Annotated in this window: 24 protein-coding genes; 11 read left to right on the top strand and 13 right to left on the bottom strand. The window is 67.2% G+C overall.

The window, feature by feature from the left end; genetic code table 11:
- From BEMPMBAN_RS22765 to BEMPMBAN_RS22735, 7 genes are read left to right on the top strand one after another with little or no spacing between them, the layout of a single operon-like run.
- A complete protein-coding gene (locus BEMPMBAN_RS22765; protein ID WP_159233533.1) occupies nucleotides 1-741 on the top strand; it encodes a GntR family transcriptional regulator in 741 nt (246 codons plus the stop codon).
- The gene (locus BEMPMBAN_RS22760; protein ID WP_159233532.1) at nucleotides 738-1778 is read left to right on the top strand and encodes an ABC transporter substrate-binding protein; all 1041 of its coding nucleotides are present in this window, start codon (nucleotides 738-740) and stop codon (nucleotides 1776-1778) included. Before BEMPMBAN_RS22765 ends, BEMPMBAN_RS22760 begins: the two co-directional genes overlap by 4 nt.
- Nucleotides 1775-2608: an ABC transporter permease gene (locus tag BEMPMBAN_RS22755; RefSeq protein ID WP_159233531.1), complete on the top strand. Its 834-nt coding sequence runs from the start codon at nucleotides 1775-1777 to the stop codon at nucleotides 2606-2608. The genes BEMPMBAN_RS22760 and BEMPMBAN_RS22755 overlap by 4 nt, the downstream gene beginning before the upstream one ends.
- 1 nt (nucleotide 2609) lies before the next feature.
- A complete protein-coding gene (locus tag BEMPMBAN_RS22750) occupies nucleotides 2610-3446 on the top strand; it encodes an ABC transporter permease (RefSeq protein WP_159233530.1) in 837 nt (278 codons plus the stop codon).
- A 25-nt stretch (nucleotides 3447-3471) separates the two neighbouring features.
- Entirely contained in the window at nucleotides 3472-4236 is a 765-nt protein-coding gene (locus tag BEMPMBAN_RS22745) for an ABC transporter ATP-binding protein (RefSeq protein ID WP_159233529.1), read from the top strand.
- 25 nt (nucleotides 4237-4261) lie between these two features.
- On the top strand, nucleotides 4262-5803 hold the full coding sequence (locus tag BEMPMBAN_RS22740; protein WP_234897645.1) for an aldehyde dehydrogenase: 1542 nt from the start codon (nucleotides 4262-4264) through the stop codon (nucleotides 5801-5803).
- Nucleotides 5803-6534, top strand: a complete 732-nt coding sequence (locus BEMPMBAN_RS22735; protein WP_159233528.1) for an enoyl-CoA hydratase/isomerase family protein — start codon at nucleotides 5803-5805, stop codon at nucleotides 6532-6534. The genes BEMPMBAN_RS22740 and BEMPMBAN_RS22735 overlap by 1 nt, the downstream gene beginning before the upstream one ends.
- Before the next feature lie 4 nt (nucleotides 6535-6538).
- Here the strand turns inward: BEMPMBAN_RS22735 and BEMPMBAN_RS22730 are convergent, their stop codons facing one another.
- On the bottom strand, nucleotides 6539-7114 hold the full coding sequence (locus BEMPMBAN_RS22730; protein WP_159233527.1) for a TetR/AcrR family transcriptional regulator: 576 nt from the start codon (nucleotides 7112-7114) through the stop codon (nucleotides 6539-6541).
- A gap of 43 nt (nucleotides 7115-7157) precedes the next feature.
- Between BEMPMBAN_RS22730 and BEMPMBAN_RS22725 the strand changes: the two genes are divergently transcribed.
- Complete coding sequence (locus BEMPMBAN_RS22725; RefSeq protein WP_159233526.1) at nucleotides 7158-8297, top strand: acyl-CoA dehydrogenase family protein; 1140 nt, start codon at nucleotides 7158-7160, stop codon at nucleotides 8295-8297.
- A gap of 43 nt (nucleotides 8298-8340) precedes the next feature.
- On the opposite strand, the gene BEMPMBAN_RS22720 is transcribed toward BEMPMBAN_RS22725, so the two are convergent.
- The 11 genes from BEMPMBAN_RS22720 to BEMPMBAN_RS22670 form a co-directional block, all read right to left on the bottom strand.
- A complete protein-coding gene (locus tag BEMPMBAN_RS22720; RefSeq protein ID WP_159233525.1) occupies nucleotides 8341-9732 on the bottom strand; it encodes a hypothetical protein in 1392 nt (463 codons plus the stop codon).
- Between the two features lie 9 nt (nucleotides 9733-9741).
- A complete protein-coding gene (locus tag BEMPMBAN_RS22715) occupies nucleotides 9742-10047 on the bottom strand; it encodes a type VII secretion target (RefSeq protein ID WP_159233524.1) in 306 nt (101 codons plus the stop codon).
- A gap of 50 nt (nucleotides 10048-10097) precedes the next feature.
- On the bottom strand, nucleotides 10098-11435 hold the full coding sequence (gene glmM / locus BEMPMBAN_RS22710; protein WP_159233523.1) for a phosphoglucosamine mutase: 1338 nt from the start codon (nucleotides 11433-11435) through the stop codon (nucleotides 10098-10100).
- Nucleotides 11436-11717: 282 nt separating this feature from the next.
- On the bottom strand, nucleotides 11718-12185 hold the full coding sequence (gene rpsI, locus BEMPMBAN_RS22705) for a 30S ribosomal protein S9 (protein ID WP_159233554.1): 468 nt from the start codon (nucleotides 12183-12185) through the stop codon (nucleotides 11718-11720).
- A 14-nt stretch (nucleotides 12186-12199) separates the two neighbouring features.
- A complete protein-coding gene (gene rplM, locus BEMPMBAN_RS22700; protein ID WP_159233522.1) occupies nucleotides 12200-12643 on the bottom strand; it encodes a 50S ribosomal protein L13 in 444 nt (147 codons plus the stop codon).
- A gap of 197 nt (nucleotides 12644-12840) precedes the next feature.
- Entirely contained in the window at nucleotides 12841-14145 is a 1305-nt protein-coding gene (locus BEMPMBAN_RS22695) for a helix-turn-helix domain-containing protein (RefSeq protein WP_200846088.1), read from the bottom strand.
- A 199-nt stretch (nucleotides 14146-14344) separates the two neighbouring features.
- Nucleotides 14345-14707, bottom strand: coding sequence for a glycerol dehydratase reactivase beta/small subunit family protein (locus BEMPMBAN_RS22690; protein ID WP_159233521.1), 363 nt, complete (start codon nucleotides 14705-14707; stop codon nucleotides 14345-14347).
- On the bottom strand, nucleotides 14700-16568 hold the full coding sequence (locus BEMPMBAN_RS22685; protein ID WP_159233520.1) for a diol dehydratase reactivase subunit alpha: 1869 nt from the start codon (nucleotides 16566-16568) through the stop codon (nucleotides 14700-14702). Before BEMPMBAN_RS22685 ends, BEMPMBAN_RS22690 begins: the two co-directional genes overlap by 8 nt.
- Nucleotides 16569-16579: 11 nt before the next feature.
- On the bottom strand, nucleotides 16580-17179 hold the full coding sequence (locus BEMPMBAN_RS22680; RefSeq protein WP_159233519.1) for a propanediol/glycerol family dehydratase medium subunit: 600 nt from the start codon (nucleotides 17177-17179) through the stop codon (nucleotides 16580-16582).
- The gene (locus BEMPMBAN_RS22675) at nucleotides 17176-18900 is read right to left on the bottom strand and encodes a propanediol/glycerol family dehydratase large subunit (protein WP_159233518.1); all 1725 of its coding nucleotides are present in this window, start codon (nucleotides 18898-18900) and stop codon (nucleotides 17176-17178) included. The genes BEMPMBAN_RS22680 and BEMPMBAN_RS22675 overlap by 4 nt, the downstream gene beginning before the upstream one ends.
- Nucleotides 18901-18909: 9 nt before the next feature.
- Complete coding sequence (locus BEMPMBAN_RS22670) at nucleotides 18910-19338, bottom strand: diol dehydratase small subunit (protein ID WP_159233517.1); 429 nt, start codon at nucleotides 19336-19338, stop codon at nucleotides 18910-18912.
- A 101-nt stretch (nucleotides 19339-19439) separates the two neighbouring features.
- Between BEMPMBAN_RS22670 and BEMPMBAN_RS22665 the strand changes: the two genes are divergently transcribed.
- From BEMPMBAN_RS22665 to cobA, 3 genes are all read left to right on the top strand, one after another.
- Complete coding sequence (locus tag BEMPMBAN_RS22665) at nucleotides 19440-20165, top strand: (2Fe-2S)-binding protein (protein WP_159233516.1); 726 nt, start codon at nucleotides 19440-19442, stop codon at nucleotides 20163-20165.
- 74 nt (nucleotides 20166-20239) lie between these two features.
- On the top strand, nucleotides 20240-20974 hold the full coding sequence (locus tag BEMPMBAN_RS22660) for a response regulator transcription factor (RefSeq protein WP_200846087.1): 735 nt from the start codon (nucleotides 20240-20242) through the stop codon (nucleotides 20972-20974).
- The gene (gene cobA / locus BEMPMBAN_RS22655; protein WP_159233515.1) at nucleotides 20967-22082 is read left to right on the top strand and encodes a uroporphyrinogen-III C-methyltransferase; all 1116 of its coding nucleotides are present in this window, start codon (nucleotides 20967-20969) and stop codon (nucleotides 22080-22082) included. Before BEMPMBAN_RS22660 ends, cobA begins: the two co-directional genes overlap by 8 nt.
- On the opposite strand, the gene BEMPMBAN_RS22650 is transcribed toward cobA, so the two are convergent.
- Nucleotides 22083-22793 carry an MIP/aquaporin family protein gene (locus BEMPMBAN_RS22650; RefSeq protein WP_159233514.1) on the bottom strand — a complete coding sequence of 237 codons (711 nt, stop codon included), beginning with the start codon at nucleotides 22791-22793 and terminating at the stop codon, nucleotides 22083-22085. It abuts the gene before it with no gap.
- Between the last annotated feature and the right edge of the window lie 97 nt (nucleotides 22794-22890).

The raw sequence follows: 22890 nt of genomic DNA, 5'->3' as shown, positions 1-22890 counted from the left end.
ATGGCATACCAAAATGCCGCCGGTCGGGTCGCCTCCGAGCTGCGCAGCGGGATTCTCCACGGTGAGATCGCCCCCGGATCGCGGCTGTCCCAGTTGCGCCTCGCAGAGCGCTTCGGCGTCAGCCGGATCCCGGTGCGCGATGCCCTTCAACTGCTCGCGGGCGAAGGGCTGGTGCACCCGACGTCGAACGCCACGGCAGTCGTCACCGGCATGTCGGTGCCCGAACTGCAGGAGCTCTATGAACTCCGGGAGGCCGTCGAACCGGTCGCCACCCAGATCGCGGTGCCCAACGTCGGCCGTGCCGACATCCTCACCATGCGCAAGCAATTGGTGATCATGGAAGAGAACGTCGACGCCCGCGCCTGGTTGGCCGCCAACGCGGACTTCCACGCCGCCGTGTACATGCGGGCCAACAGACCACGGATGATCGAGCTCGTTGAGCAGCTTCGCCGGCTCACCGACCGGTACCTGTACGTCCATCTCGAGGTCATCGGCCATACCGAGCACCTGCATGCCGAGCACGTCGCCATCATGGCCGCCGTCGAGGGTGGCGATGCCGCCCTCGCTGCCCGGCTCACCCGCGAGCACCTCGCGACCTCACACGACTACATCCTCACCTATCTTCTCGAAAATCCCACTGCCACAGGCGGAGACGATTTCGTCACGCTGCACGATGCAGTGCCATTGTCCGCGTCAGAGGCATCGGCGCCTCACGCTCAGTTGAAGGGAACGAACCAGTGAACGGTCTCGCACGACGACTCACAGCCGCAGTCCTGGCGGCGACCACCGCGGTGGCCCTCTCGGCCTGTGTCTCCAGACCCGACCAGAACGCCGGCGGTGACGGTGGCACCATTCGATTCACCTTCGCGCCGGATCCGGTGTGGGACTACATCACCGACCAGGGGATCCTCAACGAGATGGAGGCCGAGTCGGGCATCAACATCGAGGCGTCGTCGACCTGGGACGAGTTCGGCGTATTCGCCGGCGGCCACGCCGACATCGTATCGTCCGCGAGCTACGAGGTGCCCGTCATCGAGGAGGAGACCGGGCGCAACACCGTGGTGATCGGCAAGTACAACATGGACCGCAGCGTGATCATCGCCCGGGCCGACAATCCCGCCAACACCTTGGCCGACCTGCAGGGCGAGGACATCTCGGCCTTCACCTCGGTGTCGGCGACGCTGGTATGGGGCGCCTACGCGAAAAAGCTCCATGATGTCGACTTCCGCGCCGGCGGAGGGGATTACAACATCATCGTGGCCGACCCGCAGCAGCAGGCCGACCTGGTCCAACGCGGTGAGGTCGCAGCGTGCGTGTGCCTCCCCGAATTCGCCACCCCGGGCCTGCGCTCCGGCGAGCTCAAGGTGCTCTACGACGGCAAGGCCTCCAAGGACATGTATGCCGACCTGGTCGTCGAAGGCCACGAAGGTCCGATGATCAACGTGTTCCTCGCCGGCGCCGAATGGGCCGAGGAGAATCCTGAGCAGGTGGAGTTCTTCCTCGACGTCTGGCAGCGCGGACTGCAGGAGTGGGAGCAGAACAAGACCGAGATCATCGAGACCTATCCGCAGCACTTCGCCGTCGAGGCACCCGAGGACGTCGCTTTCGTCCAGGAGTACGTCGACGAAAACGACTGGTTCGTCCGCAACGTGCGTTTCGACCAACAGTGGGCCGACGGTGAATCCCAGGTCTTCCCGCTGCTGAAGGAGACGGGCTTCATGGAGCAGGACCAGGCGCTGCCCAACTTCCGGGTTTCTGAGGGTGGCAACGGGTCATGACCGCCACCACCGCCGAGCGCGCCGAGGGAGGTGCACCCCCGGCCGCCGGGGATGCACCCCCCGGCGCGATCAGCAGAAACCTGCGACGTACCGGCCTGGCACTGACTGGATACGTCGCCCTGTTCGCCGTCTGGTCGGCGTGCTCGCTGTTCTTCTTCACCCCGTACGTGCTGCCGGCGCCCTGGACGGTCGGCGCCGAGATGTGGCACCTCGCCGCTGACGGCACCGCGTTCGTCCAGTTCGGCTCCAGCATCGTCAAGATCGCCGTGGGCTTCGCCATCGGCACAGTGGTGGGCGTCCCCCTGGGACTTCTGATGGGGCGCATGCGGTATTGGAATTACTTCTTTCAACAACCGCTGCTCGTCCTGGGCAACGTGCCCGGTCTGGCGTTCGCGGTGTTCGCCCTGATCCTGTTCGGGATCGGCGCCATCGGTCCGATCGTCGTCGTGGCCTTCGTCGCACTCCCCTACGTGGCGCTCAACGTGGCGCAGGGCGTCGAGGAGGTCGACCGGAACCTGATCGACATGAGCGCGGTATACGGCCTGAACCGCGGCGCCATCCTGCGCTCGGTGTTCCTGCCCTCGATCATGCCGTTCCTGTTCGCCGCGCTGCGGTACGGCTTCGCGATGGCGTGGAAGGTGGAGGCGCTCACCGAGGTGTTCGGCGGGCGAAGCGGGATCGGATTCATGATTCGCCAGTCCTACCAGGAGTTCTCGGTCGCCGGCGTGTTGGCGTGGACCGGATTCTTCGTCCTGTTCATCCTGCTGATCGAGCGGGTGTTCCTCGCCGGCCTCGAACGCCGGTTCTTCGCATGGAGAGGGGGTCGCTGACATGACCGCACCCACCACCGAGCGCACCACACCTGATCGCGCGTCGCAGACGCACTGGCTCACCGGACCGTTCGGCGCCAGCGTGGCCGCCGCAGTCGTCTTCCTGCTGCTGTGGCAGGTGGCCGGCATGTACGGCGACCGCATCCCGGGGCCCGCGCCCGTCATCGCGGCCGCGATCAGAGAGGTCGAGCGCGGGGAGTTCTTCTTCAACTTCGCGATCAGCATGCAGCGCTTCGGGATCGGCATGGCCATCTCGATCGCCATCGGCATCGCCATCGGCCTCGCCATCGGGTCATCGCGGCTCTTCGACGACATGTTCGGCGACGTCAACTTGGTCGGCCTGGCGATCCCAGCGGTGATCTGGGCGCTGCTGTGCGCCATGTGGTTCGGCTTCTCCGACACCGCACCGATCGTCACCGTGGTGCTCTCGGCGGTACCGTTCGTGGTCGTCAACGTGGCAGCCGGAGCACGCTCCATACCGCCCGCGCTGCTGGACATGTCGAACTCCTACGGCGTGACGCCGGCCCGGCGGCTGCGCCACGTGGTCCTTCCGGCGGTCACCGGATACACCGTCGCCGGCATCCGATTCGGCGTCATGTCCGGCTGGAACGGGCTGCTGCTGTCGGAGTGGTTCGGGTCGGCGGACGGTGTCGGTCATCAGGCCAGGTACTGGTACGACGCCAATCAGATGCCAGGCTTCGTCGCCTGGATCGCCTTCTTCATCCTCTTCATGGTCCTCACCGACCGGGTTGTGCTCGAGCGATTGTCACGCCGCGCGTTCCGTTGGCGTGACGCCGAATCCGCGAATACCACCCCCGCTGCGGCACCGGCCGCCTGACACCCGAACAGAAAAGAGCCTCATCATGGCCACAGTCCACGTGAAGAATCTGGTCAAGGTGTTCACCACCCCGACCGGACCCCAGACCGTCATCGACGGCATCGACTTCGAGATCGCCGACCGTTCGTTCGTCTCTCTGGTCGGCCCATCGGGTTGCGGGAAGACCACTCTGCTCAACATCATCGCGGGAATCGAGACGGCGTCCGGAGGTTCGGTGTCGATCGGGTCCTCCGATCGGCCGGGCAAGCTGGCCTACGTGTTCCAGGAGCCCCGACTGCTCCCCTGGCGTTCGATCTTCGACAACCTGATGTATGTCCAACGCACCCACGACGATGCGGCCAAAGAGCGGGTGCACGAGGCACTGCGGCGCGTCGGCCTCGGCCACGCCGAGAAGAAGTGGCCGGGTCAGCTCTCGGGCGGCCAGCAACAGCGGGTCGGCATCGCCCGAGCGCTCTCGGTCGAACCCGACGTGCTCCTGATGGACGAGCCGTTCAGCCACCTCGACGCCCTCACCGCCCGGGGCCTGCGCGGACATTTGCAGGAACTCTGGGCAGCGACACGCAAGACGGTTGTGTTCGTCACGCACGACGTCAGTGAGGCCGCCGAATTGTCCGACCGCATCCTGATGCTCGCTCCCGGCGGGACCATCCACGAGGACATCCCGGTCGATCTGCCCAGACCGCGCAAGGCCTCCAACGAGAAGGTCGCAGTACTGGAGTCATCGATCCTGCGGCGATTCGAGGACCTCGAGTCCGCCGCGAAGCCGGTTCCCGCCCCCGCACACGCCTGACCCTCAACGAAGAAGAGGCCACCTCATGCCTGAACAGTCCACGTCCTCGGCAGCACCGATGCTTCTGGGCACAAACGGTGAATCGGCACACGCACTGCTGATCAACGGCGAACACCGGTCCGGCGGTGGCGACCTACTCGAACTGATCAATCCCGCCACCGCGAAGGTGTTTGCACGCTGCCACAGCGCCAGCGTCGAGGACACCGACGACGCGGTGTCCTCGGCGCGGTCAGCCTTCGACGCCGGCGTCTGGTCCCAGTTGTCGATTCAGGAGCGGTCGCGGATCCTGCACCGGTTCGGTGACCTGCTCGAGCGCGACATGCAGGAGCTGTACCGGCTGGAGACGGTCAACAACGGGAGGCCGATCACCGAGACGAAAGCTCAGATCACCCGGCTGCCGGAGTGGTACCGGTACAACGCCGCTCTGCTCCTCGCCTCGCGCACTGCCGTGGTACCGATGTCCGGCGAATACCATTCCTACACTTCACGCTTCCCGCTGGGCGTCGTCGCCACGCTGTCGTCGTTCAACCATCCCCTGATGATTGCGTCAAAGAGCGTGGCACCGGCGCTGGCGACCGGGAACAGCGTCGTCCTCAAGCCGTCGGAGCAGACGCCACTGACCGCACTGCTCGTGGGTTCGCTGGCCCTGGAAGCCGGTATCCCACCCGGGGTGCTCAACGTGGTACCGGGTCTGGGCCCGGTCACCGGCGCGAGGCTGGCCGAGCATCCGCTGGTCGACAAGGTGGTATTCACGGGCGGCACCGAGGTCGGCAGATCGATTTCGATGGCGACCGCCCGCCGCTTCGCGAAATCGACAGTTGAACTGGGCGGCAAGACACCGGTTCTGGTGTTCGACGACGTCCCCGTTTCGGTGGCTGCGCGGGGCGCCGCGTTCGGCGGTTTCATCGGAGCCGGCCAGACATGTATTGCCGGCACCCGTATCCTGGTCCAGGAGACGATCTACGACGAGTTCGTCGCGGCACTCGTCGAGCAGGCCGAGCGCATTCGCATCGGTGACCCGAGCCAGCCCGGAACTCAACTCGGGCCGGTGATCTCGGATCGGGCGCGGACCCGCATCCTCGACTATGTGGAGATCGGCCGCTCCGAGGGCGCCACCGTGGCCACCGGTGGGTACGCGCCTGAGATCGAAGACCTCGACGGCTATTTTGTTGCCCCGACCGTACTTTCCGGTGTCAACAACCAGATGCGGGTTGCCCGTGAGGAGATCTTCGGACCGGTGCTGGTGGTGATCCCCTTCAGCGACGAGTCCGAGGCGGTGAGCATCGCGAACGACTCTCCGTATGGACTCGGCTCATCGATCTGGACGCGCGACGTGGCCAGAGCGCACCGCGTGGCCTCCAAGCTCGAGCAGGGCATCGTGTGGGTCAACGACCACCACCGGCTGGATCCGTGCTCCCCGTGGGGAGGCGTGCGGGAAAGCGGTCACGGCCGGGAAGGCGGCTGGGAATCCTTCGATGACTTCACCCATGTGCGGGCGGTGACGATACGCACTGCCGACAGCGATGTGGACTGGTATGGCGACGTGGCATTGGAGCGGTTGAACTGATGACGATCTCACTCACGGATCTACCCGTCGCCGACGGACTGTCCTTCGAGCACGACGGTGCGGTATTGACAGCAATGCTCGACGCGCCTGACGGCAACCTGATGACCATGGCCATGTGCGACGCCCTCGCGGCGGTCTTGGCCGACCCGCCTCCGGAAGTGCACGTGCTGGTGTTGAGCGCTGCCGGCGAGCACTTCTGCCTCGGCCGCGAACGCACGGCCGCGACACCAGACGACCTCCCGGTAGAGGTTCAGCGCCTGATCGCGCTCAACGAGGCACTCGCCGCCACCCGACTTGTGACGGTGGCGCGCGTCCACGGCGACGCCGCCGGTTTTGGTGTCGGCCTCGCAGCGCTGTGCGATGTGGCGGTGGCCACGCGAGCTGCCCGGCTGAACTTTCCGGAGGTGCGGATCGACCTGGCACCCGCACTGGTGTTGGCCTGGCTACCCGCCATCGTGGGACGCCGGGAAGCGTTCTGGCTCACCGCGACCGGCGAGCCGGTGTCGGGAGACGAGGCGGTACGACTCGGGCTGCTCAACGAGGTCACCGACGACGTCGCGGCGCTGGACGAGGCGATTGGGCGGCGGGTGCAGTCGCTGGTGCGAGCACAGCCGCGCGTCCACACCGAGATCCGGAAGATGCTGCGGTCGGTGGAGTCCCTGACCCCGGGGCAGGCCTACGAGTTGGCGGCCGACCGCCTGGTGCTGGGATCGATGCGCAGAACCAAATAGCGGCTCAGGCCTCGATCCCGCCGGTGAGGATCGCGGCCAGCTCCCGGTAGGCGTCCGCGTCGTCGAGTCCGGTGTTCTCCCGCACCGCACGCTGCTGGATCCGCACCATCACGGTGGCCACCAAGTCGGCGGCGAACGCTGCGTGCACGTCCCGGAAATCGCCTGCCACAACACCTTCGGCGATCAACTCCTGCACCCGGCCCGCGGCGGCACTGGTGTTGCGCTCGTACACCGCGCGCGCCGGGGCGAAGGCATTGAGGTCGACCATGAACTGGTCGGACGCGGGATCGAGCGCAGTCCCGACCGCCGACAGGTAAGCGGCGATGCGGGCGCGGGCCCCCGATGCCTCAGCGACCTGTGCCTCGACGAACTCGGTCGCCGAACGGAAGAAATGCACGGTGGCCGCCTGCACCAACTGCTCTTTGCTCCCGGCCAGCGTGTAGAGCGTGGACTTCGAACAACGCAGCCTCGCCGCAATGTCGTCGAGCGTCAGATGCGCAAACCCCTCGGCCAGCAGCAGCGCCACCAGCGAGTCGAACAGCTCGGTGCGCCGCCTGGTAGCGAACGTCGGCCTGGCCATGACCGAATAGTACTGCAAATAATCCTGTAGTACTGTTCCTGGTATGGCCGTGGACCGCCTGCTCCCCACCGACGAATCACATGAGCTGATCGAGCTCGCTCGGCAGATCGCCGACAAGGCGCTCGAACCGGTCGTCGATCAGCATGAGAAGGAAGAAACGTACCCGGTCGGCGTCTTCAGCACGCTCGGTGCTGCCGGGCTGCTGAGCCTGCCGTACCCCGAACAGTGGGGCGGCGGCGGTCAACCCTACGAGGTGTACCTGCAGGTGCTCGAGGAGCTCGCGGCACGCTGGGCGGCGGTCGCGGTCGCGGTCAGTGTGCACAGCCTGTCGTGTCATCCGCTCTTCGCCTTCGGCAGCGACGAACAACAGCAACGCTGGCTGCCCGACATGCTCGGCGGGTCCACGGTCGGCGCCTACAGTCTGTCCGAACCCCAGGCGGGTTCTGATGCCGCCGCTCTCTCCTGCAAAGCCACCGGGGTCGAGGACGGCTACCGCATCACCGGGGCCAAGGCCTGGATCACCCACGGCGGAATCGCAGACTTCTACAACCTGTTCGCCCGCACCGGAGAAGGGTCCGCAGGCATTTCCTGCTTCCTGGTCCCGAAGGACACCCCGGGTCTGACGTTCGGCAAACCCGAGGAGAAGATGGGGCTGCACGCGGTCCCGACCACCACGGCACACTACGAAGATGCATTCGTCGCCGCCGACAGGCGCATCGGCGCGGAGGGCCAAGGTCTCCAGATCGCCTTCAGTGCATTGGATTCCGGTCGCCTCGGGATCGCCGCGGTGGCCACCGGCCTCGCCCAGGCAGCCCTCGACGAGGCGGTGAACTACAGCCAGGAACGAACCACCTTCGGTCGCAAGATCATCGACCATCAGGGGCTGGCGTTCGTGCTTGCCGACATGGCCGCGGCCGTGGACTCCGCGCGGGCCACCTATCTCGACGCCGCCCGCCGACGCGACGCGGGCATGCCGTACTCGCGCCAGGCATCGGTTGCCAAGCTGGTCGCCACCGACGCGGCCATGAAGGTGACCACCGATGCGGTTCAGGTGTTCGGTGGCGCCGGCTACACCCGCGACTACCGCGTCGAGCGCTACATGAGGGAAGCCAAGATCATGCAGATCTTCGAGGGCACCAACCAGATTCAGCGGTTGGTGATCAGCCGGCACCTGGCTCGTTGACCGTCGCAGCCGAAGCCCTGCGCCGGGCCTCACGTCGGGCAGGCTACTCCGGCGGATCTCCGACCTGGGGCAGTTCGTCTGCGGCGATGGCACACGGTGTCTGCTCGGAGGCCACCGGGTCGGCCGGCGCGATGTCGACCGGTGGCAATGGTTCCGCAGGCGGCGGCGCAGGTGTCGGGGCCGGCGCCGGTTCGGCGGGTATCAGTTCGGGTTCGGCGCATTCGTCCGCCGCGAGTTCAACCGTGGCGTCCCCTTCGGCTTCCACTTCAGGCTCCTCGTCAGGCTCCTCGTCGGGCTCCTCCTCCTCGGGCTTCTCGTGGGGAGCCTCGTCTTCGACGGTGTCATCGAGCTCAGGGACGTCGAGTTCCGGCGGTTCCGGGACAGCGCCGTCCAGCCCGCCACCTCCCACCAGCCCGCCGAGCATGTCGGCGAATGGCTGCCCGAGCCCCGACAGACCACCGCCGAGGTCCGGCATGCCGGAGCCCATGCCGCCCAGCGACGGCGCCTGCGGCAGCGACGGAACTGGTTGTTCTGCAGCAGCGTCCGGCGCCGGGATGGCCGAGGCGGGCACGGTAGCAGGGGACGGTCCGGTCCATGCGGCGGGAGCAGGCGGCACTGCGGCCACGGGGCCTGGTCCGGGGCCGGCGACCACGCTGGGGGAACCGCTCTCCTCACATCGGGCCTCGTCCTCACATCGGGCCTCGTCCTCGCAGACGGCCGCGGGCGGTGCACTCCACCCTGGACCGAGGTCTCCCGGCACTTCGAACACCGGCCGAAGCTGCGCTGCGATCTCGGCGGCCGCACGCTGGTAGGCGTCGGTGACCGAGGACATCGCGGCACGCATCGCAGTGAGCGCTTCAACGCGAACGCCGTTGTCCACGAACGGCCTGACGGCCTGATCGATCAACTCGGTGGCTGCTGCCCGGTCCCCCGCGCCGGTTGTCACAGTGCTGGCGGCTGCCAGCCAATCCGCACGCTGGGCCTGGACGGAACCCTCGATCGCGACAACGGCCTGCACCTTCGTGTCGACCGCTCGCCACAAGCTCTCTCGCAGCGCCCCCACGGCTTCGGCGGCGGTGCGCACCGCCGCCGCCGCGGCCGCGGCCGCTTCGCGGTGGCGACGCAGAAAATCACGAGAGGCTTGCGCGCCGCTACCCTGCCACGCTGCCGCGAGCGCCGTGAGCTGCCGGTCCTGAACCGTCAGCGCGTCCTGCGAGGCCCCGGCAGCCGCCTCGAGTGCCAGCCAGTCTCCCTGCAGCACAACAAGGTCCATGCCGTCCTCGGTGCTGTACCAGTCCCGTAGCTGGCCGGGGTGCAGCGTCAGGTCGGGATGCTGGTAGCCGAGCTGCCGGCAGGCCCACACGTAGTGCTGCAGGTTCTCGACGGCAGGTCTGCCGTCGGCCAGCCGTGACGCGACATCGAACACCTCGGCCATCGCTGCCGCCTACCCCACCCGTCCGGCGACCCGCGCGTCCGCGTCCCGGTAGCGGTCTGCCGACGAGCGCAACGCCGCGGCGATCTCTTCGGCTGCCCGTGACCACTGCCGCAGCGCCGTGACCAGGTCGGCGAGGGCCGTGCGGAGCGTGTCCCCATGGGCCAGATGAGCACGTCCCGCGGAGGCCGCGCCGAAAGCGAGTTCGCCGAGATGTGTTCGCACGGCCGCATCGACGATCGCCGCGGCTGTCTCGTATTCGCGCGCGATCGCGTGCACCGCCTCCACGTCGACGCGCGTCGCGTCTGCATAGCCCATATGGGTTTGGACGTCGGTGAGGCCCAGTCGGTTCCCCCGGATTCGGCGGACTACCCCTGCGCGCTGACCGATTCCGCGACACGCACCGCCATCTGTCGGGCGGTGTCCTCGTCGACGGCTTCCACCATGACGCGGACCACCTGTTCGGTTCCGGACGGGCGCAACAGGATCCGCCCTGTGTCGCCGAGTTCGGCGGTCACCCGGGCGACGGCTTCCCGGACCGCCGGAGCGTCGGCAACCGTGGCCTTGTCCGTCACGCCGACGTTGATCAGCACCTGCGGCAACGTCTTCATCGGCGCCGCGAGGTCGGCCAGGCTGCGACGGGTCTGCGCCATCCGCGACATCAACCGCAGGCCGGTGACGATGCCGTCTCCGGTGGTGCCGAACGCCGGCATCACCAGATGGCCGGACTGCTCCCCGCCGATCGAGTATTGACCCGCCCGCAGTTCTTCGAGCACGTAGCGGTCACCGACACCGGTGGTGCGGACGTGGATACCCGCGGAGCGCATCGCCATGTGCAGGCCGAGGTTGCTCATCACGGTGGCAACCAGGGTGTCGGAGGCGAGTTCCCCCGCCTCGTGCATGGCCAGCGCCAGCACCACCATGATCGCGTCGCCGTCGATGACACGACCGTGGCTGTCGACGGCAAGGCAGCGGTCGGCGTCACCGTCGTGGGCCAGGCCCAGGTCGGCGCCGTAGGACACCACGGCAGAGCGCAGCGCCTCCATGTGGGTGGACCCGCATCCGTCGTTGATGTTCAGGCCATCGGGCTCGGCATGGATCGGGATCACGTTGGCGCCGGCGGCCCGGTAGGCACGCGGCGCCGCGTCCCACGCCGCGCCGTGGGCACAGTCGACGACGACGGTGAGCTCCTCGAGCCGGGTGGTCGCGGCCTTGCCGGCGTGGCGCAAGTACCGCTCCAACGCGTCATCAGCCCTGACGACGCGGCCGATACCGGCGCCGGTCGGTCGCGTTCCGGGCCCCTGACGGACCAGGTCCTCGATGCGGTCCTCGGTCGCGTCGTCGAGCTTGTGCCCGCCGGGGCCGAAGATCTTGATGCCGTTGTCGGGCATCGGGTTGTGCGACGCGGAGATCATGACCCCGAAATCGGCGTCGTAAGCGCTGGTCAGATACGCCACCGCCGGTGTCGGCAGCACGCCGACCCGCAGTGCGTCCACGCCCTCGCTCGTCAGACCGGCGATCACCGCCGCCTCGAGCATCTCACCGCTGGCACGCGGATCACGTCCGACCACGGCGACCCGTCTGCGGGTCTCGCCGGTTCGGAGCAGCCGACGAGCCGCTGCGCCACCCAGTGCCACCGCCAACTCGGCGGTCAGTTCCTGGTTGGCGACCCCGCGCACTCCATCGGTGCCGAACAGTCGAGCCATGGGAGACAACCTCTCACAAATAGTGGTTTGAGGGCCAACCGCGGCTGTCGACGTCCGTGCCGGCGCCGAATCGATATCCGGGCGAGACCTCACACCGTGACGGCGGGGACCCACACCGTGACGGCGGGGACCCTACTCACCTTCTCCTTCGGCATGGCCGCGGCATTCTTGACCACGTTCATCATCGGTGTCTCCTTCCGTCCAGGCGAGTACCCACCCCGGAGACGAATGACGCCCGGCCACTCGCAGTGCGAGTTGGCCGGGCGCCATACCGTGGATCGATCAGCGCTTGCTGTACTGAGGCGCCTTACGGGCCTTCTTGAGTCCGTACTTCTTGCGCTCGATGGCACGCGGATCACGGGTGAGGAATCCGGCCTTCTTCAGCGCCGGCCGGTCCTCAGGCTGCACGATGATGAGTGCGCGGGCGATCGCCAGGCGCAGCGCGCCGGCCTGCCCGGACGGACCGCCACCATCGAGGTGGGCGTAGACGTCGAAGCTCTCCAACCGGTCGACGGTCACCAGCGGGGCCTTGATCAGCTGCTGATGCACCTTGTTGGGGAAATAGTTCTCCAACGAACGGCCGTCGAGGTTGAACTGGCCGGTGCCGGGCACCAGGCGCACCCGCACCACGGCTTCCTTGCGGCGGCCGACGGTCTGGATCGGACGATCCATCACGACGGGCTCGCGGGGAGCCGCCTCGGCTCCGGCGGCCACCTCGGTCTCGCTGGTCGCGGCGATGTCAGAGGTCATCTCGGGGGTCTCGGTCACTGGGCCACCTGCTTGATCTCGTACGGAACCGGCTGCTGAGCGGTGTGCGGATGATCGGCACCGACGTAGACCTTCAACTTCTTCTGAATCTGACGTCCGAGCTTGGTGTGCGGGATCATGCCGACGATGGCCCGCTCGACGACGCGGTCGGCGTGCTTTTCCATCTCGTCGCCGAGGGCCCGCCTGCGCAGCCCACCCGGATAGCCCGAGTGACGGTAAGCGAACTTCTTCTGGAGCTTGTCGCCGCTGATGGCGACCTTGTCTGCGTTGATGACGATGACGAAGTCACCGCCGTCGACATTGGGCGTGAACGTCGGCTTGTGCTTGCCGCGCAGCAGCTTCGCTGCTTCGACGGCGAGCCGGCCGAGCACCACGTCCGTGGCGTCGATGACATACCACGTGCGTGTGGTGTCACCCGCCTTCGGCGTGTACGTAGGCACAGCGCTTACCTTCTTCTCTAGGGTTGGATCCCCGGTGACCCGGAGTGCCGGTCAAGCGTGGGCTGTGGACTGCCTCGGCGACCGGCGGGGACCCGAGGCGACCGGCGGCCCGAAGGCCAGCGCACGCCAACGACGGAGCTTACCCGCGAGCGTCACCGCAGGTCAAAACGCCATCTCCAGACCAAAGGGCGACCAGCTCAACCCAAGTCCAAATCCAGCCCGAGCAGATGCCCGCGGGCCTGTGCCCGGCCGACCGACCCGACCTGGGCGCGGTCGTGCAGAAGGCGCCAGCCGTCGCGGTCGTCGCGTCCTTCCGGCAGCTCCAGCCAGCGTCGAAGCAACGACACGTCACCCGTCGCCATGACGGCGCCACGCACACTGGCGCTCAGTTCGGCGCGGAGGCGGCCTATCGCGGGGGACATCGACTGTGGCAGCAGAGACCCCGCGTAGCTGTTCAGAGCCGCCTCGACATCGCCGGCATGCAGATGGCTGAACACCGAACCCAGATCGCTGTCGACCGGCTGCAACAATCGGTACGGCCGAGACAACACCACCGCGGGATCGATGACGCGCCGCAGCCGTGACATCTCCGCGCGGACGGTGACGACGTCGAGTTCCTTGTCGTCGAGCAGCAACGCGAGGTGGTCGGCAGTCAGGCCTTCGGGGTGACGGTGCAGCAACACCAGGATGTCGGCGTGGCGCGGGGTGAGGGTCGCGGTGCGCAGACTGCCGTTCTGGTCGGTGAACTGCCACCGGGCTCGTCGCGCTCCGAGCACCCGCAGCTGTGCCCTCCCGGCGGCACCATCGGCACGGCCATCCGGCTCGGTCACCCGTAGCAGGGCGAGGTGGTTCTCCACCGCGACCGCCGTGGCCCGCACCAGCGCAAGGGTCTGCGGGGTGGCGGCGTCGGCACCGCCGGTGAGGTCGATGCAACCGAGAAGAACACCGGTCGTCGGATCGTGGACCGGCACAGCACTGCAACTCCAGGGCTGGACGATCCGGGAAAAGTGCTCAGAGCTACGGATCTGCAGCTCACGGTCGAGTGCCAGCGCAGTGCCCGGTGCGTTGGTGCCCGCATTGCGTTCACTCCAGTCGGCGCCGGGCACAAAATCCATTGCCTCGGCCTTGCGAACCGCCTTCCGATCGCCCTCGACCCACAGCACGGTGCCGTCGGCTGCGGTGACGGCGACCAACACGCCGGAGTCGACGGCGTCATCCACGAGCAGCCGCCGGATCAAGGGAAGCGCCGGGGCCAGCGGGTGCGTCTCGCGCATCCGCGCCAGGCTCAGTGTCATCGCGGAGCACAACGCTCCGTCACGATCCGGGTCGACGCCGGTAGCGAGGCTGCGTCGCCAGCTCTCGGCCACCACCGGTCGGATCGGAGCGGAGTCGAGGTAGGACGCGTCGACGTGCCCGGCGACAAAGAGTTCGTGAAGGGCGCGCACAGCCGAAGATCCCGCCCGGGCCGACGCCCGGCTACTGATGGTCTTCGGCGCTCCCACTCGCGATCACACTCCTCGCGCAGCAGCCTCGGCTAGAGCCGAACTGTCGGCCCGCTGCTATTACCGCCACACTAGCCCAAGCAGCCCTGTGGCGGCGGAACCTCGTCGCGGGGGCCGCCGCGACGCCGCCCCGGACATCGCTGCGTCCCCACGCTACGAGTTTGATCATGTTGCGCTAGCGGACTTTCCGGTGCGCGACTCACGGAAATTCTTCGGTGCGCAGCGGGATACCCACCACGAGGCGGGCCGCATTGTGGCCGAGGGTGCGGGCGGCCTGCGGATCCGTGACCTCGTCGGTGGACAGCCCGGACGGCGACTCGGCCAACTTCTGGTGCCGGACCGAGACGCGGCCGTGGCCGTCGATGCCCACTCCGACGCCGAGCGTGGAACGGCCGGCGGCGCGCCGGCCGAGAATGTTCGCGTCCTCAGCACCGCCGCAACGCTCGACCACGAACGGCACCCCCTCCTCCTCGATTCCGGCCAGCACCTCGCGTTCGACCGGCCCACGGGTGCAACTGAGCACCAGGATGGCCGGCCTGTCCGGCTGACCCCCGTCAGCCATGGACTCGGACACCGTCATTGCTCAGCGCTGAAACGTGGGCCGCAACAAGGCCGGACGCCACCGCATTGCGCGGCCCTTCGGTGCCCCGGACATTCCCGGTGCCGCAGACTATGCCGAAGGGCGCCACCGCGTCGGCGATGAGCTCGGGTATCTCGAAATCGAGCGCGGAACCGCCGAGCAGCACCACGAAGCCGATCTGTCGCAGGTCCGCGCCCGGTGTGATGGCGCGCAACGCCCGCAGCGCGTTCACCACGAACACCCGCGTTTTGGCCGTCCGGCGTACCGTCCTGATCCGGTCCATCGAATGCCGGGTGGGTATCGGGGTCATCCCGGATTCGCCCAGCGCGACGACCCGCGCGAACGCCGTCGACGGCAACGGCGTGTCGAAGAACTGGGCGGTGCCGTTCTCCAGCCGGATATGAAAGAAGCTCTCCGCCTTGCCCAGTGGGCAGCGCTTGATCTCTTCGGCCAGCTCCAGGTTGTCGAGCCCCAACTCGGCGTCGATGAGCTTGGTGACCAGATCACCCGCGCCCGCCAGATGGCTGGCGCCGGTGTGGTCGTCGGCCTCCAGCACCGCCGCATCGGTGGACCCACCGCCGAGATCGAGAACCACCAGCGGCTTGTCGGTGCCCGGCGTGGTGAGCGCGCCGCGCACCGCCATCTCTGCCTCGACACCGCCGACGACTACCTCGACCCGGGTGGCCCCCGCGTGGCGCAGCTCGGTGGCAACAGCGTCCGCGACGGCCTGCATTCCGCTTTCCCTGGTGCGGACCATCGCCGCCAGTGCGACGGCGTTCTCCAGTGCGACCTCGCCCGCGACTCCACCTCGGACCTCCTGCGGCACCATCGTGTCGATGGCCAGCAGGTCGCCGATGTGCACATCGGCAGGGGCGTGCTCGGTCAGGTCGGCCATGCTCTGGCGGACAGTGGCGATCATCCCGCCGGTGTTGGTGCCGGACTCCCCGACGACGTCTCGCAGCGGGCCCACCCGGGCCACCTCGGTCATGATGTCGGCGGCGCCCCGTGACACATCCACCCTCGCGCGCCTGTTCTCACCGAGCAGGTCCAGCGAGCCGGCCGGGATGACGCGGTCCTCGACGTCACCGGACGGGGTTCGTACAACGACGGCCGACCTGTTGCCGGTCAGTGCCCGTGCGACGGGCGACACCGCTTTGGTCTGGCCGGGGTCGAGTCCGAAGATGGTGGCCAGCCCGTACGCATTCGACAACGTGCGGATGGACTGACCGGGACCGGCGACCTCGACGGCGGCGACCATCCCCACCGGTACCAGGTCGATGCGCGAGACCTCGTCGACGATCGGGATCGCGGCAGTCAGACGGTTGGCCACCAGCACGGCGTCGTCGTTGCCCAGGATCGCTGCAGTCACGTCCACTCCGCGTCCGACCGCGGTGTTGATTGCCGCGGCGGTGGCGTCGAAGTCGGCGCCCGCGGACACCAGGACTATCACCGGTTTCCCGGGTCCGGTGTCGGCCAGGGCCCCGACGCCGACAATGGTGCCGACTCCCAGTCCCCGCCCTCCGGGCGTCCGCGGATCGTGACCGATCATGGTCGACTCGGTGATGATCGTCTCGGTGATGGTCTCCATGGAAAGCCCACTGATCACCGGTGTGGCCTCGTTGAGGAGCACCAGGTCGAGTTCGGCCGGCGGGATCCGCGCAGTCGCCAGGGACCGCATCACCGATGTGGCGACGCCCTCGACGTTGTTGACCGTGCCTTTGACGCCCGTGGTGCGGGTCAGTGCCGCGCCGACGTATTCGACGGAGCCGGCCGCACCTATCGTGGCAAGACTCGCCTCGGTGGTCGAGTTGCCGATGTCGACCCCCACGACCGTCCGATGCACCAAGGCTGCTCCTACTGAGCGATCGTCGCCGCGGAGAACTCCGGGACCACCTCGACCGGACGCGCACCCTTACGTATCAGCTCGGTCTCCTTGAGGTGAAGCAGCGCCGCCTTCGCCTGCCAGCGTGGCCGGGCCATCTGGTCGTTGAGGGTCGGAACCGGCTCCGGTGATTCACCTTTGGCGTATTGAGCGGCATTGGAGCCGATATTGCGGTAGGTCTCGAGGGTCAGCAGCGGGCACTGCGGAAACAGTTCCAGGCTGGACAGCCGGGGCAAGTCACGCTGGTGGATCATCGAGGTGCCACGGGCCAGTATGCCGATGCCGATGCCCGAACCCGACAGCTTGGCAGCGGTGTGCGCCATCTGCGCGAGGTCAGAACTGCTCTGCACCCGGATGATTCGCGCGCTCACTTCCTGTTCCTCGATACCGGCGAGAATCTGACGGATCACCTCGGCGTGCGGCAGTCCGATGATCGTCTGGGTGAACAAGCTGCCGAAGGCCGGCGAGATCGCCAGCACCACCTCGTCGGGACGGTCGCCCCGCTCGGCCGGACCGATCTCGCTGAACGAGATCGTCCGCTGCCCTTCCTGCAGATCGGTTGGTACGGTCATTCCACCTCCATTTCGGGGTTGGATGCGCTGGTCACGTGGCGCAACTTCTTCATTTCTTCCCAGCGCGCGCCAGTCGGTCGATATCCCGTCCCGGGCCCGGCGTAGTCATTGGCATCGTTGACCGCAGAGAGCGGTTCCAGAGACGGGGTCATGATCGCCGATGTCTGCAGCAGATCACCTGACACCCGCTGCCGCAGAACGGCCAGCAGATTCTCGGCCATGTCGGTGAAGCCCGTCGACTCCAGGGCCTTCACCAGATCCAGACCGGTGATGTTGCGGTCCATCACCCGCTGAGCGCCCTTGAGATCCTCGAGCACGTCACGCGGAACCAGATCACGACTTCCGTTGGCGTACACCGCTGCCTCGATCTCCGCGTCGGTGATCGGCGGGAGGTCCAGATAGCCGAACACTGCCTGCAGCGCTTTGGCCGCCCGGGTGCGCACCGCGAGGATGTCGGATTCCTTCACATGACGCAGTCCACCGTCGATCTGGAGATCTCGCTGGATGGTGTTGAAATCGTCGAAATCGTCGCTGTCGACGTTCGACCCCGCGAACATGTTGTCGTAGTTGGGGGTCGCGGAGTAGCCGGAGCACACGAAGTCGGTCCCCGGCATCATCTGCGGCATCAACCGGGCGGTCCTGCGCATCGCCGAATGAGAGAACGACTGATCATTGCCTGAGGCACACTCGAGGTCGACCGCAGAGGCGATCAGGTTCTCGGCGGCGACCGCACGGATGCCGGCAGGCACCGCGCCCGGGACACCGATACAGGAGATCGAGCCGTTCTGCAGCCCCTGCACGCCGGCGCCCTTCGCGACCAGAATGCAGCGAATCTCCAGGTACAGCATGGACTTTCCCTGCGCGTTACCCATCTGCACCTCCGATCCCGTGCCAGAGGTGAAGCGCATCTTGATACCGCGTGAAGCGTAGGCCGCGGCCAGAAACGCCTTCGACCACGGGGTGTCGTCGCCGTCGACGAAGACCGGTTCGGTGCCGTACACCGAGATGGTCTCCGCGTAGCCGGTGATACCCCGCATCCCGAGCTCGAGCTCCGTCGCCTCCTCCAGCGCACACTGGGTCAGCGGGCCACCCGGGCTGACCTGGCTGCCGATCTGCAGCGCCATGGCGACCAGCGGTGCGTATCGAACGACACCCAAAGTCGTTTCCACCTCTGCGAATCCGCGGATGGCGGCTTCAGCGGCCTCGCATGCCACCTGCAGCGGATTGTCTCGGGCGCTGGTGCAGTGCGCCTGGTTGGCGGGGGTACGCCGGGCACGCATCTTCTGCATGCCCATCATGATCTCGACGATGTTGAGCTTCTTAGCCACCTCGAGCAGCTTCGCCGGCGTCAGTCCGTTGGTGACAGCGATGACCTCTTTACGGGACACGCTCGGGTCCACGAGCATGCGGGCGATCTCGTCGGTGGGCAACGCCATCGACTCCTCGGTGGTCTCGACGTCGAGCGCCTTGTCGGCGATGAACTGGTCGATGAAGTCGAAGTCGGCGCGGGAGACGCCATCCATCTCCACGATCACGCCGTTGTGAACCCTGACGCCGGGTTCGGGATCGAAGGCGCTGTCCATGGCGACCATGCCCACTTCGGGCCACTCCTCGACGAAGCCGTCGAGATTGACCGGGCGGCCTTCGAGAACCTCGGTTCGTGCGGAATGCCGGACGCCGTCTCCGCTGCCGGCCGGCTGGTGGATTGTCTCTGCCGTCATCCTCGTGTCCTATTCTCCGGTGGCCAGAATGTCGCGACGCTCGTACACGTCGGCTGCCTCGCGGACCAGTTCCGCGAGAAATGTCGCGTGGTACTCGGTGTGAAGTTCCTCGGCGATGGCTTCGAGTTCGGCTTTCGTCGACGCATTCGGACGCAACGCGTTGTAGATCTCCAACACGCGCTCGTCGCTGATCGCGGTCATCTCGGCGGCGCGATGCAGGTTGGCTCCCAATTGCCTGCGGCCGTCCTTCTCGGCGATCTGCGCCTGCAACCGCAGCGTGTCAGGGGTGATGCGCAGATCGGCGGCCTGGACGTCGCCGGACACCACCGAGTCGATGGTGATGTCATCGATCGTTTTGCCGGTGGGGGTGAACAGCAGATCCCTGCGGTGGAGGCTGAGCGGGTAGTCCACCGCGGGGTCGAGGGTCGGTTGCGTCATGCACTTCTCCAAAGGGTGAGTTCGGTCGCGCGTGGACCAATTGTGGCTCGCATCACGTTGCAGCAACGTTGCAGTGCTTCAGGCGGTTAGCGTGGGACCCCATGAACGCCCCTGCCCGCGATCCGGCCGACCGCGCGGCACTGCGCGCGGAGATCGCTGGGCTCGGGGAGTACTTCGTGTTGCCTGCGCAGGACGACGGTGAATGGCGGGCTCTGCCAAAGTTGCTCGATGAGACCGTGTTGCGCGACTTGGTGGAGCGGACCCGCGCGGCCATCGCGGACTCGGTGGGTTGCGGACGCAGCGAGATCCCCGTCAAATCGGCCGCGTCATCGTTTCAGCTGGGTATCACCGCGCGACTGCTGTCCCCGGCCGTCGGGGCCGCGAGCTGTTTCGGGGTGGTGCCGTCGCTCGGTCCCGAGTCGCTGACCTGGCGACCCACACCGAAGCACGTTCCGCACTTCGCCGCCACCGATATCGATTGGGTCGACGCCGCCACACCAGCACGTGCGGCGACGCTGATCGCAGACTCACTGGTGCGTGGCGTCCTCGGCCCGCTCAATGCCGCACTGGACGGCCTGGTGTCGCTGCCGCCGCAAGTGAGCTGGGGAAATGTGATCTCGGCAGCCAACGGCGCGGTGACCGTGCTGTCGATGTCGCAACCGCACCGCGAGAGCGCAGGTCGCGACCTGGTGCGGGCACTACTCGATACCGAACTGCTCACCGGGACCGCCACGTATGCCCACGGCCGGTTCGTCCGGCGAAGCTGCTGCCTGTTCTATCTGGCGCCTCGATCCGGACTCTGCGGCGACTGCGTGCTCGCCGAATAGGACACTTTGCAACGTTGGTGCAACGAAACCCGCGATAACATTGCGCCCCGCTGACCGGCAGGACGGAGTCAATCATGGGTTGGCCGCAGACGCGCCACCCGCGCGGAATCACCGATGCGCGTGCTGGTTTCGCTGATCCTGCACGACTGCGCACGGTGTTCGTGATGAACGACGAGCTGCTGCGTCACGGGCTGATGCACGTGGTGGCGCAGGCCCGCGGCGCCGAATTCGCCGGCGAGTTGCGGTATGGGCCCGGGTTGCTGGACCACTTACGCTCATTGCGACCGGACCTACTCGTGGTGGGTGTCGATCCTGGCCTACCCCTTTCAGCGCTGCTGGCAGAGCTGGAGCCGGTGCCGAAGGTCGTCGTCATCATCGACGGTGACGGCACGTCTACCCAGGCGCTGGATCTGATCAAAGCCGGCGCCGATGCTCTGGTGCATCGCACATCACCCTCGACGGAGTTGCTCCACACGGTGCTGCGAGTGATCAACGGTCAGAGGGCGCTCGACGCACACAGCGCCGACGCGCTCATCTCGGAACTGCGCTCCCAGCGCGCCGATTCTGCGACCGACTACTCACCGATCCTGACGCGACGAGAACGAGAGGTGCTGGGCCTGCTCACCGAGGGACTCGACAACCGGGCGATAGCGACCAAGCTGTTCATCTCGGAGGCAACCGTGAAGTTCCACCTGCACAACATCATGGACAAGTTCGGGGTGCGCAGGCGCGCCGCGCTGGTCGCCACCGTTCTTCGGGGCAATCACCGGGGAACCGCCGACTACCTCTCCGCTGTACACGATGGGTGATGCTGCGGCGCTGACCATGTCGGTGGACCTGCCGGTCGCCGGCCGCCGAGTGGCGGTAGTCGGTTCGTCCGGGCAGGCGATGACGGCGACGGCATCGTCGATTCGGGCAGGTGCGGTGGTGACCGTGACCTGCCCCGCACCGACCGCCTATCTGTGCGACCTGGCGGACCGGGAGATGATCACCCTCCGTCGTCGGGACTTCACCCCGGCCGATATCGGTTCGGCTGACCTGATTTTCGCATGCACCGGGGAACGTGCGGTGGATGCCTGGATCGCCGAAACAGCCGGCGATCACGGGGTGTTCTGCATTCACCACGATCAGCCGCGCGCCCACGCCACCGACGCCGGCAGCGTGACCCTGGTCGGAGGTGGCCCCGGAGACCCAGGGTTGTTGACCGTGGCGGGCCGGGACGCGATCGCCGGTGCGGACGTCATCGTCACCGACCGGCTTGCCCCGGTGGCCGCACTCACCGAACTCGCGCCGCATGCACACATCATCGACGTCTCGAAGATTCCCGGGGGACACCGCACCGAGCAGCGTCAGATCAACGCGTTGCTGATCGACCACGCGCTGGAAGGCAGAACGGTGGTACGCCTCAAAGGTGGCGACGGCTTCGTCTTCGGTCGCGGTGGCGAGGAGGTCGACGAATGCGTGCGGGCCGGTGTGCCCGTCGACGTGATACCCGGGGTCAGTTCCGCGATCGCGGCGCCGGCCTCGGCGATGATCCCCGCCACCCACCGCGGCCTCACCCAGGGATTCACGGTGATTTCAGGCCACGTCCCGCCCGGGCATCCGCAGTCGGCGGTGAACTATGCCGCACTGGCACAGGCGAACACGACAATCATCTTGATGATGGCCGTCGCGAACCTGGACGCGATCGCCCAGGCGTTGGTCTGCGGCGGTCTGGACGCCCGAACGCCGGCAGCCGTGGTCGCCGACGGAAGCCTGCCCCACCAGCGCGTGGTCCGCGGCAGCCTGGACACGATCGCCGCTGCGGCCCACGCAGCCGGTATCGGTCCCCCGGCGACGACGGTGATCGGCGCGGTGGCGGGCTTTGTCCCCGGTCATGCCGCACCGCAGCAGCCGACGACGGCCAGATCCGGTTGATCATGGCAACCCCAGCGCCAATCCTGCGGCCAACGTCGCGCCGATCAGCGGCCCGACGACCGGCACCCAGGAATACCCCCAGTCGGGGCCGGCTTTGCCCTTGATCGGCAGCAGCGCGTAGGCGATCCTCGGTCCGAGGTCGCGAGCGGGGTTGATGGCATAGCCGGTCGGTCCGCCGAGCGCGAAGCCGATGGTGATCACCACGAAAGCCACCGCCGCAAAGCCGAGCGTCGAGTTCGCCTCCGGGTTCGTCAGCACCCATATGATCAACACGAACGTGGCGATGGCCTCGGTCACCAAGTTCCACGGTGTGTGCGGCACGGCCGGCGAGGTACAGAAAATCGCGCGGGTTCCGGCGTTGTCCTCACTCTTGTCGAACTGCAATTTGAACGCCGCCCAAGCCAGCCACGCACCCACGAATGCCCCGAGCAGCTGACCCGCCCAGAACACCGGCACCGACATCCACGGCACGCCACCGGAGATGGCCACTGCCAGAGTCACAGCCGGATTGATGTGCCCACCCGCGGGGGCAGCGACGCTCGCGCCGGCGAAGACACCGAAGCCCCAGCCCAGCACGATGATCAACCAGTCACCGCCACCCCCGTGGGAGAACGAGTTCTTCAGCGCCACCGACGCCACCGAACCGCTGCCGAGCAGGCACAGAATCGCAGTGCCCAGGAACTCCCAGACGAAGATGTCGATGTTCGACACTGGCCACAACCTCTCTGACGGGTACTCGTCAAGTGTTTTCCATGACGAGCAGCGGTGTGCCGTTCCGAGGACGTCCCCGCTACTTACTCCCCAGAAG

The sequence above is a fragment of the Mycolicibacterium austroafricanum genome, assembly GCF_902705885.1.
GTDB lineage: Bacteria > Actinomycetota > Actinomycetes > Mycobacteriales > Mycobacteriaceae > Mycobacterium > Mycobacterium vanbaalenii_A.
The sequence above is the reverse complement of the archived record's forward strand: the minus strand, read 5'-3'. Positions and strand labels throughout refer to the sequence as shown.

Coding starts and splice junctions, on each gene's coding strand:
- BEMPMBAN_RS22765 (WP_159233533.1), top strand. CDS start 1: ATGGCATACCAAAATGCCGCCGGTCGGGTCGCCTCCGAGCTGCGCAGC.
- BEMPMBAN_RS22755 (WP_159233531.1), top strand. CDS start 1,775: ATGACCGCCACCACCGCCGAGCGCGCCGAGGGAGGTGCACCCCCGGCC.
- BEMPMBAN_RS22750 (WP_159233530.1), top strand. CDS start 2,610: ATGACCGCACCCACCACCGAGCGCACCACACCTGATCGCGCGTCGCAG.
- BEMPMBAN_RS22745 (WP_159233529.1), top strand. CDS start 3,472: ATGGCCACAGTCCACGTGAAGAATCTGGTCAAGGTGTTCACCACCCCG.
- BEMPMBAN_RS22740 (WP_234897645.1), top strand. CDS start 4,262: ATGCCTGAACAGTCCACGTCCTCGGCAGCACCGATGCTTCTGGGCACA.
- BEMPMBAN_RS22735 (WP_159233528.1), top strand. CDS start 5,803: ATGACGATCTCACTCACGGATCTACCCGTCGCCGACGGACTGTCCTTC.
- BEMPMBAN_RS22730 (WP_159233527.1), bottom strand. CDS start 7,114: ATGGCCAGGCCGACGTTCGCTACCAGGCGGCGCACCGAGCTGTTCGAC.
- BEMPMBAN_RS22725 (WP_159233526.1), top strand. CDS start 7,158: ATGGCCGTGGACCGCCTGCTCCCCACCGACGAATCACATGAGCTGATC.
- BEMPMBAN_RS22720 (WP_159233525.1), bottom strand. CDS start 9,732: ATGGCCGAGGTGTTCGATGTCGCGTCACGGCTGGCCGACGGCAGACCT.
- BEMPMBAN_RS22715 (WP_159233524.1), bottom strand. CDS start 10,047: ATGGGCTATGCAGACGCGACGCGCGTCGACGTGGAGGCGGTGCACGCG.
- glmM (WP_159233523.1), bottom strand. CDS start 11,435: ATGGCTCGACTGTTCGGCACCGATGGAGTGCGCGGGGTCGCCAACCAG.
- rpsI (WP_159233554.1), bottom strand. CDS start 12,185: ATGACCTCTGACATCGCCGCGACCAGCGAGACCGAGGTGGCCGCCGGA.
- BEMPMBAN_RS22690 (WP_159233521.1), bottom strand. CDS start 14,707: ATGGCTGACGGGGGTCAGCCGGACAGGCCGGCCATCCTGGTGCTCAGT.
- BEMPMBAN_RS22680 (WP_159233519.1), bottom strand. CDS start 17,179: ATGACCGTACCAACCGATCTGCAGGAAGGGCAGCGGACGATCTCGTTC.
- BEMPMBAN_RS22675 (WP_159233518.1), bottom strand. CDS start 18,900: ATGACGGCAGAGACAATCCACCAGCCGGCCGGCAGCGGAGACGGCGTC.
- BEMPMBAN_RS22670 (WP_159233517.1), bottom strand. CDS start 19,338: ATGACGCAACCGACCCTCGACCCCGCGGTGGACTACCCGCTCAGCCTC.
- BEMPMBAN_RS22665 (WP_159233516.1), top strand. CDS start 19,440: ATGAACGCCCCTGCCCGCGATCCGGCCGACCGCGCGGCACTGCGCGCG.
- BEMPMBAN_RS22660 (WP_200846087.1), top strand. CDS start 20,240: ATGGGTTGGCCGCAGACGCGCCACCCGCGCGGAATCACCGATGCGCGT.
- cobA (WP_159233515.1), top strand. CDS start 20,967: ATGGGTGATGCTGCGGCGCTGACCATGTCGGTGGACCTGCCGGTCGCC.